Consider the following 18,376-nt stretch of genomic DNA (forward strand, 5'->3'; position numbering starts at 1 on the left):
CCCCCCCCCCCCCCCCCCCCCGCCCCCCCCCCCCCGCCCCCCCCCCCCCCCCCCCCCCCCCCCCCCCCCCCCCCCCCCCGCCCCCCGCCCCCCCCCCCCCCCCCCCCCCCCCGCCCCCCCCCCCGCGCGCCCCCCCCCCCCCCCCGCCCCCCCCGCCCCCCCCCGGCCCCCCCACCCGGCCCTACCAGATGAGCGCAACAGAATCGTCCATGTCCGCGCAAAAAAGACTGGTACGCGCGCATCTATATGCTATATTGCTGACGTGATGACAGTCATTAGCCAGGCGCATAGCTTGGCGCGCCCGACCAGCCCGGCATCCCCCCGATGACGACTATTCAGGCGCTGCGCAGCCAGCCTTTCGACAGCAAGTTCCCGGATGCGCAACCGTGGCTTTCAACAGTACGTCCCCCATGACTGAAACTAGCTATAGTTAGCATAATCGCCACGGCGGGGTCGAATGTTATTTGGCGCAGTGTCAGCAAAGTGTAAGAAACAACGGGTTCAATCCATTGCTCCCTGCATTTTGTACGTTTTAACATGCCCATCAAATAATGTAGCATCTTAGTATTGCTTTTTTTGCCGGAAGATGCAGGTCATGGCTCTAGCGAGGCTTTTGACAATCGTTTTCACACTCCGAATCGCACCGGTTTGGAGCCGTAAAAATGTATGGTAAAAAAAGAATTCGTAGGTATAATTCGCCGACGTCCCGGATGCGGCTCAAGGTCTTGTCGTGTTTTGTGGGTTTAGTAGCAACAAAAAGAGTTGGTATTGGAGAAAGCAGGCATGAATTTTTCGCATGATAAGAACCCCGGGAAGAATTTCACTGGCATTGCGGTCGTCATTGCTATTCACGCGTTGGTGGCTTGGGGGATCGTAAGCGGTCTGGGTACCCGCATGGTCACTAAAATGGCTGAAGCAGTGGAAACCAAGATTGTCGAAGAGGTCAAACCGCCTCCTCCACCGGATGTTCCGCCACCGCCGCCGCCGCCTGAAATGAAGGCGCCTCCGCCTCCGTTCATTCCGCCGGTCGAAGTCAACGTACAGCAGCCGCCACCGGTGCAGAACACGATCGCCGCGGCGACCAATGTCAAGCCGGCCACGACGGAACTGCGCCCTCCAGCGCCTCCTGCGCCGCCAGCACCACCGGCGCCGGCCAACCCGAATCCGGTCCGCGTCGCTGCGGTCGCCGATTTCAACACTTGCGCAAAACCGGAGTTCCCAAAAGCTTCCTTGCGTAACGAAGAAACCGGCACGGTTACCCTGTCTTTCCTGATCGGTACCGACGGTCGCGTCGCCGATTCGAAAATCGTCAAGTCGAGCGGCTTCAGCGCCCTGGACAAAGCGGCGAAAGAAGGCATCGGGAAATGCAAGTTCAAGCCAACCATGGTTGATGGCAAGCCGGAACAAGCGTGGATGCAAATGCAATACGTCTGGACGCTGGATTAAGAACCGAGGCGGCAGTTTAGTCTCACTACTGTGATTTTCGTTGTCATTATGTTCAGCGAACTGATTATTTTATAAATTTGGAGGAAGCATGTTTAAGAATACCCGTTTGTCCGCTGCACTGGCGGCTGTCCTGTTCTCGGTTACAGCAGCTTCGGCGCTGGTCTCCGCACCAGCTTTCGCTGACGCTCCTGCTCCAGCGGCAGCCCCTGCGGCAGACGCAGCGGCTCCAGCTCCAGCTCCAGCTCCGGAAGCAGCTGCTCCAGCAGCGCCGGCAGCAGATGCTCCGGCAGCTCCAGCAGTCAAAGAAGGCGAAAAAGAAGCGGTTCACAACCCGTACGGTATCGAAGCACTGTGGGCCGAAGGCGACTTCGTTTCCAAAGGCACGCTGATCATCCTGTCGCTGATGTCCATGGGTTCGTGGTACATCCTGATCACCAAACTGATCGACCAGGCTAAAATCTTCAAGCAATCGAAAGAAGCCCAGGCCAAGTTCTGGAAAGCATCGTCGATCGCTGCTGGTTCGGCTACCCTGAAAGAAGGCAGCCCATTCCGCTTCATCGCTGAAACCGGCACCAAGGCAACCAATCACCACGACGGCGCCCTGCTTGAGCAGATCGACCTGTCGACCTGGGTGACGATGTCGATCCAGCGCGCTGTTGACAAAGTTCAATCACGTTTGCAAGACGGCCTGTCGTTCCTGGCAACCGTTGGTTCGACCGCACCGTTTATCGGACTGTTCGGTACGGTGTGGGGTATCTACAATGCACTGACCGCCATCGGTATGTCGGGTAACGCATCGATCGACAAAGTCGCAGGTCCAGTTGGTGAAGCACTGATCATGACCGCGTTCGGTCTGTTCGTTGCGGTTCCTGCGGTTCTGGGTTACAACTGGCTGGTTCGCCGTAACAAGTCGGCCATGGAAGATGTCCGCTCGTTCAGCGCCGACGTTCACTCGGTCCTGATTTCGGGTGCGATGTCGACCAGCGAAGCTGGCCGTGCTGCCGGCGCTAAAAAGATCGGATAATTCACCATGTCCATGAGCGTCGGCTCCGATAGCGGAGAAGAAGATGCAGTCATGTCAGAAATCAACACGACGCCGCTTGTCGACATCATGTTGGTTCTGCTGATTATCTTCTTGATTACGAGCCCGGTGGTTCTGAAGCTGCAAAAGATCGCGTTGCCTTCGGAAACCAACCAGGCATTGAAACCTAAGCCAACCACGGTGAACATCGTCGTCAATAAAGAAGGCGACATGTACTGGAACCAGACCCGTCTGAACGATACGACCGAGCTGTTCGAGTTCCTGAAGAAGGAAGCCGTGAAGATGCCGCAGCCTGAAGTCCATGTTCGCGGCGATCAACAGACGCGTTACGAGTTCATCGGCAAGGTGATGTTCACGGCACAGCGTGCTGGGATTCAAAAGGTCGGCTTCATTACGGAACCACCAGATAAAACTGGCGGCACCCGCTAAGCCTTCCTTGAGCAGGGCGCGGGACCAGCGGCACCGGTCCCGCGCCCTGCCGGTTCCAACATTAGAAAAGGAAACATCATGAGTATGAGTGTCGGTTCTCCCGCCGCAGGCGCGGATCCGGAACCAATGATGGAAATGAACATGACTCCCTTGATCGACGTAATGTTGGTCTTGATTATCATGTTGATCATCACGATTCCGAAACAAAACCATGCGGTCAATCTGAACATGCCTGTCGGTCCTGCTTCGACACCGCCGGCGCCGCCTGTGGTCATCACGATCGACGTCGACTTCGACGGCACGATTTTGTGGGACAACGCAGTCATCGCCAACCGCTCGGACCTGGAAGCGAAGATGAATGCCGTCGCCGCCATGGCTGACCAGCCGGAAGTGCACCTGCGCCCCAACAAGCTGGTTGAGTACAAGTATGTTGCCGGCGTGATGGCAACTGCCCAGCGCCTCGGTGTGAAAAAGATTGGTATGGTTGGTAACGAACAGTTCCAATAAGCGCTATTGCTAATTGACGATACGGCAGGGTAATCCTGCCGTTTCGCTTTTGATTGAAAGAGTCCCAATGATCAAGTTTCGTCTCGCACATCTCGGCCTCGCCATGGCCGCTCTTGGCTTTACCGCAGCAACGCCCGTCGTCGGACTGTCCACTGCCTATGCAGCAGAAGCGGTGCGCGCGGAAATCGGTGGTCCTTTGCAGGCCGCCCAGAAAATGATGCAAGCCGGACGCGCGAAAGACGCGCTGAACGAACTGCGCAAGCTCGACAGCAAAAACCCCACCGCGAATGAGCAATACCTGATCGAACGCGTGCGCGCCGCCGCCGCCTCGACCGCCGGCGACTACGATACCGCCGCCCGCTCCTTCGAAAAACTGATCGACTCGGGCAAACTGTCCGCCAGCGAACGCGCTAATTTTTCCGAAGGCTTGATCGGCATTTACATGCGCGCCAAGGAATTCGGCAAGGCCAACGCCGCCATCCAGAAATCGCTGAAAGACCGCGACGATCCGAAGCTGCGCGCTTACCTGATCCAGAATTACATGTCGATGGGTAACACCGCCGAAGCCACCAGGCTGCTCAAGTCGGATCTGGCCGCCTACGACAAATCCGGCCGCACGCCGCCGGAAGAACCGCTGCAAATGATGGCCAATCTGCAGAACAAGAGCGGCGACAAAGTCGGCTATGTGGAAACCATCGAAAAACTGGCCGCCCACTATCCGAAGGCAAGCTACTGGGCCGACCTGCTGAACCGTATCGTCAGCAAGCCTGGTTTCGCCGACCGCCTGCGCGTCGACGTCTCGCGCCTGCAACTGGCCAACAACCTGCTCAAAAAGCCGAGCGAGTACATGGAGCTGGCCCAGCTGGTCCTGCGCGACGGCGCCCCTGCCGAAGCGGTCAAGATCGTCGAAAAAGGCTACAAGGCAGGCATCCTGGGTGTGGGCGCCGATGCGCCGCGTCACCAGCGCCTGAAAGACCTGGCCGACAAGAACCTGGCCGAGTTCAACAAGAACATCGCCACGACCGAGGCAGCGCTGCAAAAAGCCGTCGATAACGATGGCCTGGTGAGCCTGGGCTACGGCATGGTGCAAGCCGGCCAGGCCGAAAAAGGCCTGGCGATGATGGAAAAAGCCATCGCCGCCGGTGGCCTCAAGCGTCCTGACGACGCCAAGCTGCGCCTCGGCCAGGCTTACGCCGCCGCCGGCCAGAAAGCCAAAGCCATCACCACCCTCAAATCGGTGGGCGGCAAGGACGGCACGGCCGAACTGGCACGCTACTGGATCATGGCCATCAACCATCCAATGGCTTGATCGTCACCGCGATTCCGTAGTCTCCTAAAAAGCGCTGTCTGCATCTTGCAGGCAGCGCTTTTTAGCTTTGAACGTATAATCGCTATTTCGATTATTCATGACAGACATCCCAAGAGCACTCTATGAAGGTTTTTCGCGGACTTCCCAACGACAGGGCGCGCGCGCCCTGCGCACTGACGATCGGTAACTTTGACGGTGTCCATCGCGGTCACCAGGCATTGTTGGCGCGCGTGTGCGCTGCCGCCTCCGACCTGGGACTGGAAGCGGCCGTGATGACGTTCGAGCCGCATCCACGCGAATTTTTCGCGCGCCGCGCCGGCGACCTGTCGCGCGCGCCGAACCGCATCGCCAACCTGCGCGACAAGCTGCAATCGCTCTCGAACGCCGGCATCGACCGCGTCATCGTCGAACACTTTAACGAACATTTCGCCGCCATCTCGCCCGACGATTTCGTCGAGCGCGTGCTGGTCGAGGGCCTGCACGTCAAGTGGCTGATGGTCGGCGACGACTTCTGCTACGGCGCGCGGCGCGCCGGCACGGTCGCCATGCTGATCGAAGCGGGCAAGCGCCACGGCTTTCATGTCGAGACGCTGCCCACCGTGATGCACGGCGCCCAGCGCATCTCCTCGTCGGCCGTGCGCACGGCGCTGGCCGCGGGCGACTTCGAGCAGGCCGGCCAGCTGCTCGGCCACCCGTACGCCATGTCGGGCCATGTGATCCACGGCGCCAAGCTGGGCCGCACGCTCGGCTTTCCGACCTTGAATTTGCGCGTGGCGCACCGCCCTGCCCTGTCCGGCATTTTCATCGTCCAGGTGCATGGCCTCGGGCCCGTGCCGCTGCCGGCCGTGGCCAGCCTGGGCGTGCGCCCCACCGTCGACGACAGCGGCCGCGTGCTGCTCGAGGTGCATGTGTTCGACTTCGCCCAGTCCTGCTACGGCAAGATGGTGCGTGTCGAATTCCTCGAAAAGATCCGCGACGAAGAAAAGTACACCGACCTGGCCACCTTGACCGCCGCGATCACGCGCGACAGCGAGCAGGCGCGCGCCTGGTTCGCCCGGCGCGCCGCGGCCCTCACCGCCCTAGACCGAATTTGACGCCGCCCGCTTGAACGCAGCAGAGCGTCACGATCCAAGACACCCAGATACACCTCTTTGAAGAAAAATATGTCCGACAATAGCCAAACCAGCAAACCAGAGCAGCAGCAGCAAAACCCGCAAGGCCAGCAAGCCCCCAAGGGTCCTAAAAAAGAAGGCAAGCCGGTGAGCAAATACCCGGTCAACATGACCGACACCCCGTTCCCGATGCGTGGCGACCTGGCCAAGCGCGAGCCGGGCTGGGTCAAGCAATGGCAGGACAAAAAAATCTACGAGCGCGTACGCAAGGCGGCCAAGGGCCGTCCGATGTTCGTGCTGCACGACGGCCCGCCGTACGCCAACGGCGATATCCACCTCGGCCACGCCGTCAACAAGATCTTGAAAGACATGGTCGTCAAGTCGCGCGGCATCGCCGGTTTCGACGCGCCGTATGTGCCGGGCTGGGATTGCCACGGCATGCCGATCGAAATCCAGATCGAGAAACTGCACGGCAAAAACCTGCCGACCGCCGACGTGCTGACCAAGGCGCGCGCCTACGCGCTCGAACAGGTCGACCGCCAGCGCGCCGGCTTCATTCGCCTCGGTGTGCTCGGTGAATGGGACAATCCGTACCTGACCATGGACTTCCGTAACGAGGCGGACGAACTGCGCTCGCTCGGCGCCCTGCTCGACAAAGGTTATGTGTACCGTGGCCTCAAACCGGTGAACTGGTGCTTCGATTGCGGCTCGGCCCTGGCCGAAGCGGAAGTCGAATACCAGGACAAGCGCGACCCGGCCATCGACGTCGGCTTCGCCGTCACCCAACACGAGAAGCTGGCCGCCGCCTTTGGCCTGGCGGCGCTGCCGGCCGGTGACGGCTTTATCGTCATCTGGACCACCACGCCGTGGACCATTCCGTCCAACCAGGCGCTCAACGTCAATCCGGAAGTAACGTACGCGCTGGTCGAAACCACGAAGGGCGGCAAGCCGCTGCTGCTGATCCTGGCCGCCGACCTGGCCGAATCGTGCCTGGCGCGCTACAAGCTCGAAGGCAAAGTCATCGCCACCTGCCTGGGCGCCGCGTTCGACGGCATCGCCTTCAAGCACCCGCTGCACGCATCCGACGCCTTTTTTGACCGCCTCTCGCCGGTCTACATGGCTGATTACGTCACCACCGAAAGCGGCACCGGCGTGGTTCACTCGGCGCCGGCCTACGGCCTGGACGACTTCATCTCGTGCAAAGCGCACGGCATGAAGGATGACGAAATCCTGACCCCCGTCATGGGCGACGGCCGCTTCGCGTCGACCCTGCCGCTGTTCGGCGGCATGACCATCTGGGAAGCGTCGAAGCCGATCTGCGCGGCGCTCACCGCCGCCGGCGCCCTGTTCGAAGTGAAGATGTTCGACCACAGCTACATGCACTGCTGGCGTCATAAAACCCCGATCGTCTACCGCGCCACCTCGCAGTGGTTCGCCGGCATGGACGTGACACCAAAAGACGGCGGACCGACCCTGCGCGAAACCGCCTTGAAGGGCATTACCGAAACGCGCTTCTTCCCCGACTGGGGCCAGGCGCGCCTGCACGGCATGATCGAAAATCGTCCCGACTGGACCCTGTCGCGCCAGCGCCAGTGGGGTGTGCCGATGGCCTTCTTCCTGCACAAAGAAACCGGCCAGCTGCATCCGCGCACGCCCGAACTGCTGGAACAGATCGCAAAAATGTTCGAAGAGCGCGGCATCGACGCCTGGCTCACCATCGAGCCGAAAGACCTGCTCGGTATTGAAGCCGACATGTACGTCAAGAACAAGGATACGCTCGACGTCTGGTTCGATTCCGGCTGCACCCACCAGACGGTGTTGCGCGGCTCGCACGCGGCCCAGTCGCACTTCCCGGCCGACCTGTACCTGGAAGGCTCGGACCAGCACCGCGGCTGGTTCCATTCGTCGCTGCTGACGTCCTCGATGCTCAATGGCTGCCCGCCGTACAAAGCCCTGCTCACGCACGGCTTCACGGTCGACGCCGAGGGCAAGAAGATGTCCAAGTCGCTCGGTAACACGATGGCGCCGCAAAAAATCTCCGATACCCTCGGCGCCGACATCCTGCGCCTGTGGGTCGCCTCGACCGACTACACGGGCGAGTTGTCGATCTCCGAAGAGATCTTGAAGCGCGTGACCGAATCGTATCGCCGCATCCGCAACACCTTGCGCTTCCTGCTGGCGAACACCTCCGACTTCGACCACGCGAAGCACGCGCTGCCCACGGCCGACCTGCTGGAAATCGACCGCTATGCGATCGCCGCCATGGGTGCGCTGCAAAACGACATCGCCAGCCACTACGAGCGCTACGAATTCCACCCGGTCGTCTCCAAGCTGCAGAACTACTGCTCGGAAGACCTGGGCGGCTTTTACCTGGACATCCTCAAGGACCGCCTGTACACGTCCGCCGTCGATTCGCCGGCGCGCCGTTCGGCCCAGACCGCGCTGTGGCACATCACGCAAAGCCTGCTGCGCGTGATGGCGCCGATGCTCAGTTTTACCGCCGAAGAAGCGTGGGCCGTGTTTGCCGACGCCGATGCCTTCGCCGCCAGCGACGAGACCATCTTCACGCAGACCTTCTGGACCCTGCCGCAAGTGGCCGACGGCGCCGCCCTGCTGGACAAGTACACGCTTCTGCGCGCGGTGCGCACCGACGTCACCAAGCAGCTCGAAGAATTGCGCGTCTCCGGCGCCATCGGTTCGTCGCTGCAGGCCGAGCTGACCATCAAGGCCAGCGGCGACAAATACCGCCTGCTGGCGAGCCTGGACGACGACCTCAAATTCGTCTTCATCACCTCGCAGGCCAAGGTGAGCGACGTGGCCGACGAAGCCGCCGAAGCAATCGAGGTAGCCGCCTCCGGTGCGCCGAAATGCGAGCGTTGCTGGCATTATCGCGCCGACGTCGGCAGCCACGCCGAGCACGCGGGCCTGTGCGGCCGCTGCTTCAGCAATTTGTTCGGCAGCGGCGAGAAGCGCGCCTTCGCATAAACAAAAAGAAGAAACCGACCCATGGCCACCAAAAAGAAACAGCTGTTCTCGTCCTCGCCGCAAGGCGGTTCCGGCATGATGCCCTGGCTGGGCATCGCCGCCATCGTGATCCTGATCGATCAGTTGACCAAGATCGCGATCCAGAAAACCTTCGTGTTCGGCGAAGAGAAGGTCATCACCTCCTTCTTCAACCTGGTGCTGGCCTATAACAAGGGAGCCGCCTTCGGCTTCCTAAACAGCCAGCCCGGGTGGCAGCGCTACTTCTTCACCGGCGTGGCGGTCATCGCGGTCGGCTTCATCTTGTACATGTTGAAGCGCCATGCCGGCCAGCGCCTGTTCTGCTGGGCGCTCGCGCTGATCATGGGTGGCGCCATCGGCAACGCCATCGATCGCCTGGCGTATGGTCATGTGGTCGACTTCCTCGACTTCCACATCGCCACCTTCGGCCACTTCCCGGCCTTTAACGTCGCCGACAGCGCCATCTGCGTCGGCGCCGCGCTGTTCGTCTTCGACGAGCTGCGCCGCGTGAACCGGCAATAAGGAGACGGCCCATGACGATGGACCTGCAAGGTAAGAAGATCGTCCTCGGCCTGTCCGGCGGGGTGGCCTGCTACAAGGCGGCGGACCTGTGCCGCGCGCTGATCAAGCAGGGCGCCTCGGTGCAGGTGGTCATGACCGACGCCGCCACCCACTTCATCACCGCCGTGACCATGCAAGCCTTGTCCGGCCATCCGGTCCACACCGACCAGTGGGATCCGCGCGTGCCCAACAACATGGCCCATATCGACCTGACCCGCGCGGCCGATGCGATCCTGATCGCGCCCTGCTCGGCCGACTTCATGCGCAAGCTGGCGCACGGGGTATGCGACGACCTGCTCTCGACCTTGTGCCTGGCGCGCCCGCAACGCGTGCCGCTGCTGGTGGCGCCGGCCATGAATGTCGAGATGTGGGAAAACCCCGCCACCCGCCGCAACGCCGCCCAGCTGCGCGCCGACGGCATCAAGATCTTCGGCCCGGCCGCCGGCGAACAAGCCTGCGGCGAAACGGGCCTGGGCCGCATGCTCGAGCCGGCCGAACTGCTCGACGAAGTCATCGCCTCGTTCCAGCTCAAGGTATTGGCCGGCAAGCGCGTCCTGATCACCGCCGGACCGACTTTTGAAGCGATCGACCCGGTACGCGGCATCACCAACCTGTCGTCCGGTAAAATGGGTTACGCCATTGCCCGCGCCGCGCGCGAGGCCGGCGCCGAGGTCACGCTGATCTCCGGCCCGACCGCGCTGGCAACGCCGCACGGGGTGCGCCGCACCGACGTGCAAAGCGCGCGCCAGATGCACGACGCCGTGATGAACGCCGTCGGCGGCCAGCACGTGTTCATCAGCGTGGCCGCGGTGGCCGACTGGCGCGTGTCCAACGCCAGCACGCAAAAAATGAAAAAGCAGGACGACGGCGCCACGCCGACCCTGGAGTTCGAACAGAATCCCGACATCCTCGCGTCGGTCGCCGCCACCACCTCGGTATCGGGCTGGCCTTACTGCGTGGGTTTTGCCGCCGAATCGGAGCGCCTGGAAGAATACGGCGCCGTCAAGCGCGAAAAAAAGGGCATTCCTCTTTTGGTCGGCAATATCGGCCACCACACCTTCGGCCAGGACGAGAACAGCATCATGCTGTTCGACGACACTGGCCACACCGTACTGCCGCGCGCCGACAAGCTCACCCTGGCGCGCCAGCTGATTTCAGAAATCGCAAGGCGCATCGAACAGCGCTCCCTGCTCAAGTAAAAAGTAACCGCACCATGAAAACCATTGACGTCAAAATCCTCGACCCACGCATGAAAGACCAGCTGCCGGCCTACGCCACGCCGGGCAGCGCCGGCCTCGATCTGCGCGCCTGCATCGACCAGCCGATTACCATCGAAGCCGGCGCCACCGTGCTCATTCCCACCGGGCTGGCGATTCACGTGAGCGACCCCGGTTACGCCGCCATGATCCTGCCGCGCAGCGGCATGGGGCACAAGAACGGCATCGTGCTGGGGAATCTGGTAGGCTTGATCGACTCCGACTATCAGGGACAACTGATGGTATCGACCTGGAACCGTGGCCAGAACGCCTTCACGCTCAACCCCATGGAGCGCCTGGCGCAACTGATCGTGGTGCCGGTGGTCCAGGTCGGATTCAACATCGTCGACGATTTCGACACAAGCGAACGCGGTGCCGGCGGTTTCGGCAGCACCGGCAAACACTAATTGGAGACTCCTATGGCCCGTTTCACTGGTCTGCTTCCGGCTGTGCCGGTAATCTGCCTGGCATTCATGTTGTCGGCTTGCGAGACGACCGGGCCAGCCCCTGATGCCACTCCCACGGTCCCCATGCCGCAGCAGCCGGTCGAGGCGCCGGTGCGCGCGCTCACGCCGCGCATGGCCGCCGCCGCCGAAGCGCTGACCAAAATGGCGGGCCTGCAGGAACGCCTGTACCGCATCGCCGCCCCGCTCCTGATTAACAATACGGACCTGTGCAAGTCGTCCACGCGCAACCTGCTCGGCTTCACCGCGCGCAACCGTTACTGGTATCCGGGCGAGTACAACGAGGCCGCGCAGATCGCCTTCGGCATGGGCGAGCGCCTGCAGGTGACCGGCGTACTGGCCGGCAGCGGCGCCGCGCGCGCCGGACTGCGCCGTGGCGACAACCTCATTTCGGCCAGCGGCAAGGCACTGCCGGTCGGCCCCAACGCGTCGAGCACAGTCGGTTCCGTGTTCGGTCCCCTGGTCGCCAAACAGGCCAGCCTGGCGCTGCAGATCGAGCGTGACGACAAGACCCGCGAGCTCACCGTGCCGGTCACGCGCGCCTGCGGTTTTGCGATCGAACTGGGAAATGCGGATAACGTCAACTCGTATGCCGACGGTTCGCGCGTCATGGTTACGCGCGGCATGCTGCAATTCGCGAAAAACGACGAGGAGGTCGCCTACCTGCTGGCCAAGGGCATGGCGCACAACATTCTCGGACACGCCACGTCGCAGCGCAGCGTCGGCACCATCGGCAGCATCATCGACAACCTGACCAACGTGCGGCCAGATACCTCGATGTTGATCGGCACCGGCGGCATCAAGGCCATGCCGCCGGAACTCGACGCCGCCGCCGACCACCTGAGCATGTACCTGCTGGCGCGCGCCGGCGTGAGCATCGATGGCGCGCCGGCGTTCTGGAAGCGCCTGGCCTCGACCTATCCGGCCACGGTGTTGAACGGCTACGTCGCCAACCACCCCGGCACTGCCCCGCGCCTGGCCGCGATCGACAAGGCCACGGCCGACATCAAGTCCAAGCACGCCGCCAAGAAGACCATCGCGCCATGAAAAAACTGCTGCTCGCCTGCCTGATGCTGCCATTGCTCGCGCAGGCGGCGCAGTGGATCAAAGTGGGTTCGGCCGCGGGCAGCGTCTCGTTCATCGACAAGAGCAGCATCATCAGGAGCGACAAGAGCTACAAGGTGTGGTCGCTGGTGTCGTACGCGAAAGAGCAGGCCACGCCCGAAGGCACGCCCTACCTGTCGATGAAGGCGTTGCACCTGTATTCATGCGCGAACCGCACCACCACCTTGCTCAGCCAGGTGTACTACGCCGAGGCGATGGGCAAGGGGCCGGTTTCGCAAAGCTTCAAGTACGAAAAATTCGCACCGGAAGACATCGTGCCCGACAGCGTGTCGGACGGCGCGCTGCAGGTCATCTGCAGGCGCAGGAAGTAAAACCGCGCATTTTCAGCCTGGAAAATTCGGGAAGTACGTCCCCATGATCCAGGTCAGCACGCCGCAAAACACCACCACCCCAACGAGGACGATCAGCAAACGGCCGAACTTCGGCGAACCATCGTCATTTTTTGTATCATTGCTCATCTTCCCACCCATCATGTGCTCGATTCAGGAGCGCCAGTATATTCGATTCAATGGACAGCATAGACCTGGAAGTATTAAAGACCGCCTCGGCGTGGATCGCCGCCGGTCACCGCTGCGAATTGATCACCGTGATCAAGACCTGGGGCTCGAGCCCGCGCCCGATCGGCGCTACGCTCGCCATCTGCGACGACGGCCGCGTGGTCGGCTCGGTCTCGGGCGGCTGCATCGAAGATGACCTGATCGAGCGCGTGCGCCGGCACGGCATCACGCGCGCGGTACCCGAAGTGGTCAGCTACGGCATCAGCGCCGACGAAGCGCATCGATTCGGCCTGCCCTGCGGCGGCACCATCGAACTGGCGATCGAGCCGCTGTCGCACGACAGCGCCATCGACGAATTGCTGGCGCGCCTGGAAGCGCACGAACTGCTGGCGCGCCGGCTCGACCTGGCCAGCGGCGCGGTCACCCTGGCGACGGCGCAGTCGGGCGCCGTGCAATTGCTGGCGGACGGCGTGCTGACCACGATTCACGGCCCGCGCTGGCGCCTGTTTATCATCGGCGCGGGGCAGCTCTCGCGCTTTTTAGCGCAGATCGCCACGGCGATGGATTACTACGTCACCGTGTGCGACCCGCGCGAAGAATACCGCGCCGGCTGGAATCTGCCGGGCGTGCAGCTGGTGCACATGATGCCCGACGACCTGGTGCTCGAATCGCACCTCGATCACCGCAGCGCCGTGGTGGCGCTCACGCACGACCCCAAGCTGGACGACCTGGCGCTGATGGAGGCACTTAAGTCCGACGCCTTTTACGTGGGCGCGATCGGCTCGCGCCTGAACAACGCCAAACGGCGCGAGCGACTCAAGCAATTCGACCTGTCGGACGAGCAGCTGGCGCGCCTGCACGGGCCGATTGGCCTCTACATCGGCAGCAAGACGCCGTCCGAGATTGCGATTTCGATTCTCGCGGAGCTCACCGCCATCAAGAACGGCGTGCCGGCCGAACTGCAGGTGCGCCATGCGGCGGCGCTGGAACCGGCCAGCACCGAGGTGTGCGCGGTGTAGCTGATTCAATAGCAACAAGCGGCTTTTCCGCACGCGGCCGGTGCGGGTCACCGGGTGCGGGTCACCGGGTGCGGGTCACCGGGTTCACGCCATTCGGATCGCGTGCTATCGTTGCGCCCTCTCCCAACAGCAAATAGGGCCGCACCGTGCAAACGTCGATTTCTCTTCCGCCAGGTTACCGCAGCGCCGACATCCTCGTCTTCCACAGCCGCGACCCGGAAGGCGTGGCCGAACAGGTGACGCCGGCGCGCATCCGCAAGGGCGTAATGATCGGCGGCGTGCCGGTGCTGCTCGACATCGCCCTCGGCCCCGACGCCGCATTGTGCTCGGTCCATGCCGACGGCGCGCTCACGCCAGGCGACGTGCGCCAGGTCGACGACGCCCTGCTCAACATCCTGGCGCTGCGGATCGACCCTGCGCCGTTCGTAGCCGCAGTGGCGGCCGACCCGCTGCTCGGACCCGTGGTACAGCGCCAGCCGGGCTTGCGCATCGTGCAGTCGGCCACGATTTTCGAGGCGCTGACCTGGGCCATCATCGGCCAGCAAATCAACCTGACCTTTGCCATCGCACTGCGCCGCGCGTTCATCTTGCAGGCCGGCCGCCAGCACAGCAGCGGCTTGTGGTGCTACCCCGAAGCGCGCGATGCGGCGCGCCTCGATGCGGACGCCCTGACCACCCGCAAATTCTCGCGCTCGAAGGCCGACACCTTGCTGCGCCTGGCGCAGCTGGTCGACAGCGGCGCACTAACGCTCGATCGCCAGCAGGACGCGGCAAGCGTCGCGGCGGCGCTGCTGGCCGTCAAAGGCATCGGCCCGTGGACTGTCAACTACGCACTGCTGCGCGGCTACGGCTATCCCGACTGCTCGCTGCATGGCGACGTTGCGATCCGTGCGGCCTTGCAGCACCTGCTGGGCGAAGACGCCAAGCCGGACATGGCGCGCACCGAAGCCCTGCTGGCGCACTACGCGCCGCACCGGACCATGGCGGCGGCCCATTTGTGGGCCAGCCTGCATCCGCGCCCGCAAACCGACGCCGGCGAATAAGCTTGACCCTGACGCCACGTCAGACTCCAGACTGTGTTCACGCATGAAGACAAGGAGCGATTCGATGAAGTTGAAAGTAGGCGAGCTGGCGAAACGGTCAGGATTGACGGTACGCGCGCTCCATCATTACGACGCCATTGGCTTGCTCTGTCCTTCGGCGCGTTCCGAGGCCGGCTACCGCCTGTACAACCGCGACGATATCGCCCGCCTGCACCAGGTGCAGGCGCTGCGCCGCTTTGGCGTGTCGCTGGCCGACATCGGAACCTTCCTGGCCAATCCGGGCTCCAACCTGTCGGGCATCGTGGAGCAGCAGATCACCGCGCTGACCCGCCAGATCGACCGGGCCGGCATCTTGCGCGCGCAGCTGACAACGCTGCAGGGCGAACTCGATGCCGGGGTGGAGCCGGACCTGGCCGCGTGGCTGACCACTTTGGAGTTAATGACCATGTACGATACCTATTTTTCAAAAGAAGAACTGAAACAGCTGCCGTTTTTCGCCGGCGACGCCGCCTGCATCGCCGAGTGGGATGCGATGGTGGCGCGCTTCAAGCAAATGATCGCCGCCGGCACGCCGACATCAAGCCCTGCCGCGCAATTGCTGTCGCAGGAATGGATGTTGAAGTTGGAGCGCGACACCAACGGCGACCCGGACATCATGGTGCGCATCCTCGCCATGCAGGCGCGCGAACCGGCGCTGCGCGAGCAGAACGGCATCACACCGGAGGTGGAGGCGTTTTTGAAGGAAGCGTTCACCCAGTCGCGCCTGGCGATGTTCAAAAAATACGTCTCGCCCGCGGAGTTCGCGTACATGGATGCGCACTATCGCCTGCGCATGGACGAGTGGCCGGCGCTGATCGCGCGGGTGCGCAAGGCCATCGCGGACGGCGCGGCCCCGGACGATCCGCCGGTGCGACAGTTGATGCGCGAATGGATCGATTTATCCCAGTCGTTCGCCGGCGACGATCCCGCCACGCATGCGAAAATCCGCACCGCTTACGAAAAGGAACCGCTGCTGATGATCGGCAGCTGGATCACCGATGAGATGAAGGCGTTCATCGGGCAAGCCATGGCGGCCATGCACCAGCATTCCTGAGCCGAGCGCAAGCACTGAAAGTGCTGTCCGCAAAAGCGAAAGCCGCTGATTCCTGTAAGAGAATCAGCGGCTTGCTGTGTTTGGTTGCGGGGACAGGATTTGAACCTGTGACCTTCGGGTTATGAGCCCGACGAGCTGCCAGACTGCTCCACCCCGCGTCTGTATGTAGCTATTATAGGGGCCTTTTCAGAATTAGGCAATATTAATCCAATCAAGATGTGCGATAGCTCTAAACCAAACGCGGGCGCAGGGGCGTCAGCACGCTTTTACGCCCCGCGCGCACGGCATCCGGCCTGCAATCGGTGTACAGTAAGCGAAAATCATTCTTCCCATTTGACTATGAAATTTTGTTCCGAATGCGCCCATCCCGTCGACCTGCTCATCCCGGAGGGCGACAACCGCCCCCGCTATGTGTGCAAGCAATGCGCGGCGATCCACTACCAGAACCCCAAGCTCGTCGTCGGCTCCATTCCTGTATGGCAACCGGAGGGCGAAGAAGTGCGCGTGCTGCTGTGCAAGCGTGCGATCGAACCGCGCCACGGCTTCTGGACCTTGCCGGCCGGCTTCATGGAAAACGATGAAACCACCGCCGAGGCCGCAGTTCGCGAAACCGAAGAGGAAGCCGGCGCCGATATCGAGATCGGCAACTTGTTCAGCCTGCTTAATGTAGCCCAGGTGCACCAGGTCCATCTGTTCTACCTGGCCCGCCTGCGCAGCCTGGACTTTGCGCCCGGCATCGAAAGCCTGGATGCGCGCATGTTCGCCGAGCACGAGATTCCGTGGGACGACCTGGCCTTCCCCACCATCCGCACCACCCTGGAACTGTTTTTCGCCGATTGCGCCCGCATGCGCGACGGCGGCGGCTTCGGCTTCCACACGCACGACGTGGTGCGGGCGATGCGCATTGCCAGCGATCCCGAATAAGCCATGATTCCCTGGCTTGAGACCGATTCGCCGTTTCCCGACGTCGCCGCAGCGCTCACCTCCGACGCGCCGGGCCTGCTGGCGGCCGGGGCCGACCTGTCCCCCGAGCGCCTGCTGAGCGCCTACCGCCACGGCATCTTTCCCTGGTTTTCCGAAGGCCAGCCCATCCTCTGGTGGAGCACCGATCCGCGCATGGTGCTGATGACTGAGGATTTTCGCATCAGCAACAGTCTGCGCAAGGCCCTGCGCCGGGTCGAGCGCAGCATGGAAGAAGGCGGACGCTGGCAGGTGCGCTTCGACAGCGCTTTCGGGGACGTGATGCGCGCCTGCGCCGCCCCGCGCAAGGATGGGCCGGGCACCTGGATTTCGGACGACATCGTCGCAGGCTACAGCGGCCTGCACGCGATGGGTTACGCCCACTCGTCGGAACTGTGGCTCGATGGCGAACTGGTTGGCGGCGCCTATGGCGTGTGCATCGGCCGCATGTTCTACGGCGAATCGATGTTCGCGCGCGTGACCGACGGTTCCAAGATCGCGCTGGCCTTCCTGGTCGCCTTTTTGCGCCGCCACGGCGTGGCCATGATCGACTGCCAGCAGGAGACCGGCCACCTGGCGTCGCTGGGCGCGGCGCCGATCACGCGCACCGCCTTTTTGGCGCATTTGCGCGACGCGATCGCCAAGCCCGGCATCGCACAATGGAAACCGGGCTCGCCATTTACACAGATGCCGTAAACAGCGTAAAGTTTGGCTACAATAGAACCGAAGGAAGCAACCAGGGCCACCGTTCGCAACCACGCCGTATCGAAAGCGACTGCATGACGCACTTAAACGACCTGCCTTTCTCGACGCTGCAGTTCTACACCACAGCGCCCTACCCGTGCAGCTATCTCGACGCCCGGCAGGCGCGCTCGCAAGTGGCCACCCCTTCGCACCTGATCAACGCCGACGTCTACTCCGAACTGGTCAAGAACGGCTTCCGGCGCAGCGGCATCTTCACCTATCGCCCTTACTGCGACGGCTGCAACGCCTGCATTCCGGTGCGCGTGCGCGCCGCCGAATTTGCCCCCAGCCGCGGCCAGCGGCGCGCCTGGACGCGCCACGCGGCGCTGCTGGCCACCGTCGCCAACCTGAGTTTTTCGGACGAACACTACGCGCTTTACCTGCGCTACCAGACCACGCGCCACGTCGGCGGCGGCATGGACCAGGACAGCCGCGACCAGTACGCCCAGTTCCTGCTGCAAAGCCGCGTCAACACGCGCCTGGTGGAATTCCGCGATGGCGAGGGCGTGCTGCGCATGGTCTCGATCATCGACGTGCTGTCGGACGGCCTGTCGTCGGTGTACACGTTTTTCGACCCCGACGTGCCAGGCGCCTCCTTCGGCACCTACAACGTGCTGTGGCAGATCGCCCAGGCCAGCGAACTGAAACTGCCGTTCGTGTATCTCGGATACTGGATCGAGCAAAGTCCCAAGATGGCCTACAAGATCAACTTCCGGCCGCTCGAAGCGCGCATCGACGGCATCTGGAGCCTGCTCGATCGCTAACC

19 protein-coding genes and 1 tRNA gene are annotated in these 18,376 nt (G+C 62.7%); 18 read left to right on the forward strand and 2 right to left on the reverse strand.

Going from position 1 to position 18,376, the window contains the following annotated elements:
- Nucleotides 1-783 precede the first annotated feature (783 nt).
- From F2P46_RS28600 to F2P46_RS28655, 12 genes are all read left to right on the forward strand, one after another.
- Nucleotides 784-1,446 carry an energy transducer TonB gene (locus F2P46_RS28600; protein ID WP_166896665.1) on the forward strand — a complete coding sequence of 221 codons (663 nt, stop codon included), beginning with the start codon at nucleotides 784-786 and terminating at the stop codon, nucleotides 1,444-1,446.
- Nucleotides 1,447-1,534: 88 nt separating this feature from the next.
- On the forward strand, nucleotides 1,535-2,470 hold the full coding sequence (locus F2P46_RS28605) for a MotA/TolQ/ExbB proton channel family protein (RefSeq protein WP_208296814.1): 936 nt from the start codon (nucleotides 1,535-1,537) through the stop codon (nucleotides 2,468-2,470).
- Nucleotides 2,471-2,476: 6 nt separating this feature from the next.
- Nucleotides 2,477-2,917, forward strand: a complete 441-nt coding sequence (locus F2P46_RS28610; RefSeq protein ID WP_166896667.1) for a biopolymer transporter ExbD — start codon at nucleotides 2,477-2,479, stop codon at nucleotides 2,915-2,917.
- A gap of 78 nt (nucleotides 2,918-2,995) precedes the next feature.
- Entirely contained in the window at nucleotides 2,996-3,424 is a 429-nt protein-coding gene (locus tag F2P46_RS28615; protein ID WP_208296815.1) for a biopolymer transporter ExbD, read from the forward strand.
- 67 nt (nucleotides 3,425-3,491) lie between these two features.
- On the forward strand, nucleotides 3,492-4,733 hold the full coding sequence (locus tag F2P46_RS28620) for a hypothetical protein (protein WP_166896669.1): 1,242 nt from the start codon (nucleotides 3,492-3,494) through the stop codon (nucleotides 4,731-4,733).
- Between the two features lie 122 nt (nucleotides 4,734-4,855).
- Nucleotides 4,856-5,827 (forward strand): bifunctional riboflavin kinase/FAD synthetase, encoded by a 972-nt coding sequence (locus tag F2P46_RS28625; protein ID WP_166896671.1) that lies wholly within the window; start codon nucleotides 4,856-4,858, stop codon nucleotides 5,825-5,827.
- 69 nt (nucleotides 5,828-5,896) lie between these two features.
- Nucleotides 5,897-8,830 carry an isoleucine--tRNA ligase gene (gene ileS, locus F2P46_RS28630; protein WP_166896673.1) on the forward strand — a complete coding sequence of 978 codons (2,934 nt, stop codon included), beginning with the start codon at nucleotides 5,897-5,899 and terminating at the stop codon, nucleotides 8,828-8,830.
- A gap of 21 nt (nucleotides 8,831-8,851) precedes the next feature.
- Nucleotides 8,852-9,370, forward strand: coding sequence for a signal peptidase II (gene lspA, locus F2P46_RS28635; RefSeq protein WP_166896675.1), 519 nt, complete (start codon nucleotides 8,852-8,854; stop codon nucleotides 9,368-9,370).
- Between the two features lie 17 nt (nucleotides 9,371-9,387).
- Nucleotides 9,388-10,608: a bifunctional phosphopantothenoylcysteine decarboxylase/phosphopantothenate--cysteine ligase CoaBC gene (coaBC, locus tag F2P46_RS28640; protein WP_166896775.1), complete on the forward strand. Its 1,221-nt coding sequence runs from the start codon at nucleotides 9,388-9,390 to the stop codon at nucleotides 10,606-10,608.
- Nucleotides 10,609-10,622: 14 nt separating this feature from the next.
- On the forward strand, nucleotides 10,623-11,072 hold the full coding sequence (gene dut, locus F2P46_RS28645) for a dUTP diphosphatase (protein ID WP_166896677.1): 450 nt from the start codon (nucleotides 10,623-10,625) through the stop codon (nucleotides 11,070-11,072).
- Nucleotides 11,073-11,084: 12 nt separating this feature from the next.
- Nucleotides 11,085-12,176 carry a M48 family metallopeptidase gene (locus F2P46_RS28650; RefSeq protein WP_166896678.1) on the forward strand — a complete coding sequence of 364 codons (1,092 nt, stop codon included), beginning with the start codon at nucleotides 11,085-11,087 and terminating at the stop codon, nucleotides 12,174-12,176.
- Nucleotides 12,173-12,565, forward strand: coding sequence for a surface-adhesin E family protein (locus tag F2P46_RS28655; RefSeq protein ID WP_166896680.1), 393 nt, complete (start codon nucleotides 12,173-12,175; stop codon nucleotides 12,563-12,565). Before F2P46_RS28650 ends, F2P46_RS28655 begins: the two co-directional genes overlap by 4 nt.
- Nucleotides 12,566-12,577: 12 nt before the next feature.
- Here the strand turns inward: F2P46_RS28655 and F2P46_RS38335 are convergent, their stop codons facing one another.
- On the reverse strand, nucleotides 12,578-12,712 hold the full coding sequence (locus F2P46_RS38335; RefSeq protein WP_267875896.1) for a hypothetical protein: 135 nt from the start codon (nucleotides 12,710-12,712) through the stop codon (nucleotides 12,578-12,580).
- 50 nt (nucleotides 12,713-12,762) lie between these two features.
- Between F2P46_RS38335 and F2P46_RS28660 the strand changes: the two genes are divergently transcribed.
- From F2P46_RS28660 to F2P46_RS28670, 3 genes are all read left to right on the forward strand, one after another.
- Entirely contained in the window at nucleotides 12,763-13,770 is a 1,008-nt protein-coding gene (locus tag F2P46_RS28660) for an XdhC family protein (protein WP_166896682.1), read from the forward strand.
- Between the two features lie 146 nt (nucleotides 13,771-13,916).
- Nucleotides 13,917-14,813, forward strand: coding sequence for a DNA-3-methyladenine glycosylase 2 (locus F2P46_RS28665; protein ID WP_166896683.1), 897 nt, complete (start codon nucleotides 13,917-13,919; stop codon nucleotides 14,811-14,813).
- A gap of 64 nt (nucleotides 14,814-14,877) precedes the next feature.
- Entirely contained in the window at nucleotides 14,878-15,906 is a 1,029-nt protein-coding gene (locus tag F2P46_RS28670; RefSeq protein ID WP_166896685.1) for a MerR family transcriptional regulator, read from the forward strand.
- Nucleotides 15,907-15,987: 81 nt separating this feature from the next.
- Here the strand turns inward: F2P46_RS28670 and F2P46_RS28675 are convergent.
- Nucleotides 15,988-16,064, reverse strand: a tRNA-Met gene (locus F2P46_RS28675).
- A 181-nt stretch (nucleotides 16,065-16,245) separates the two neighbouring features.
- Between F2P46_RS28675 and F2P46_RS28680 the strand changes: the two genes are divergently transcribed.
- The 3 genes from F2P46_RS28680 (at nucleotide 16,246) to F2P46_RS28690 (ending at nucleotide 18,374) form a co-directional block, all read left to right on the forward strand.
- Nucleotides 16,246-16,830 carry an NUDIX hydrolase gene (locus F2P46_RS28680; RefSeq protein WP_166896687.1) on the forward strand — a complete coding sequence of 195 codons (585 nt, stop codon included), beginning with the start codon at nucleotides 16,246-16,248 and terminating at the stop codon, nucleotides 16,828-16,830.
- Nucleotides 16,831-16,833: 3 nt separating this feature from the next.
- A complete protein-coding gene (gene aat, locus F2P46_RS28685) occupies nucleotides 16,834-17,562 on the forward strand; it encodes a leucyl/phenylalanyl-tRNA--protein transferase (protein ID WP_166896689.1) in 729 nt (242 codons plus the stop codon).
- Nucleotides 17,563-17,645: 83 nt separating this feature from the next.
- A complete protein-coding gene (locus F2P46_RS28690; protein ID WP_166896691.1) occupies nucleotides 17,646-18,374 on the forward strand; it encodes an arginyltransferase in 729 nt (242 codons plus the stop codon).
- Nucleotides 18,375-18,376 lie beyond the last annotated feature (2 nt).

The sequence above is a fragment of the Massilia sp. CCM 8734 genome, from assembly GCF_011682155.1.
Taxonomy (GTDB): Bacteria; Pseudomonadota; Gammaproteobacteria; order Burkholderiales; family Burkholderiaceae_D; genus Telluria_A; species Telluria_A rubra.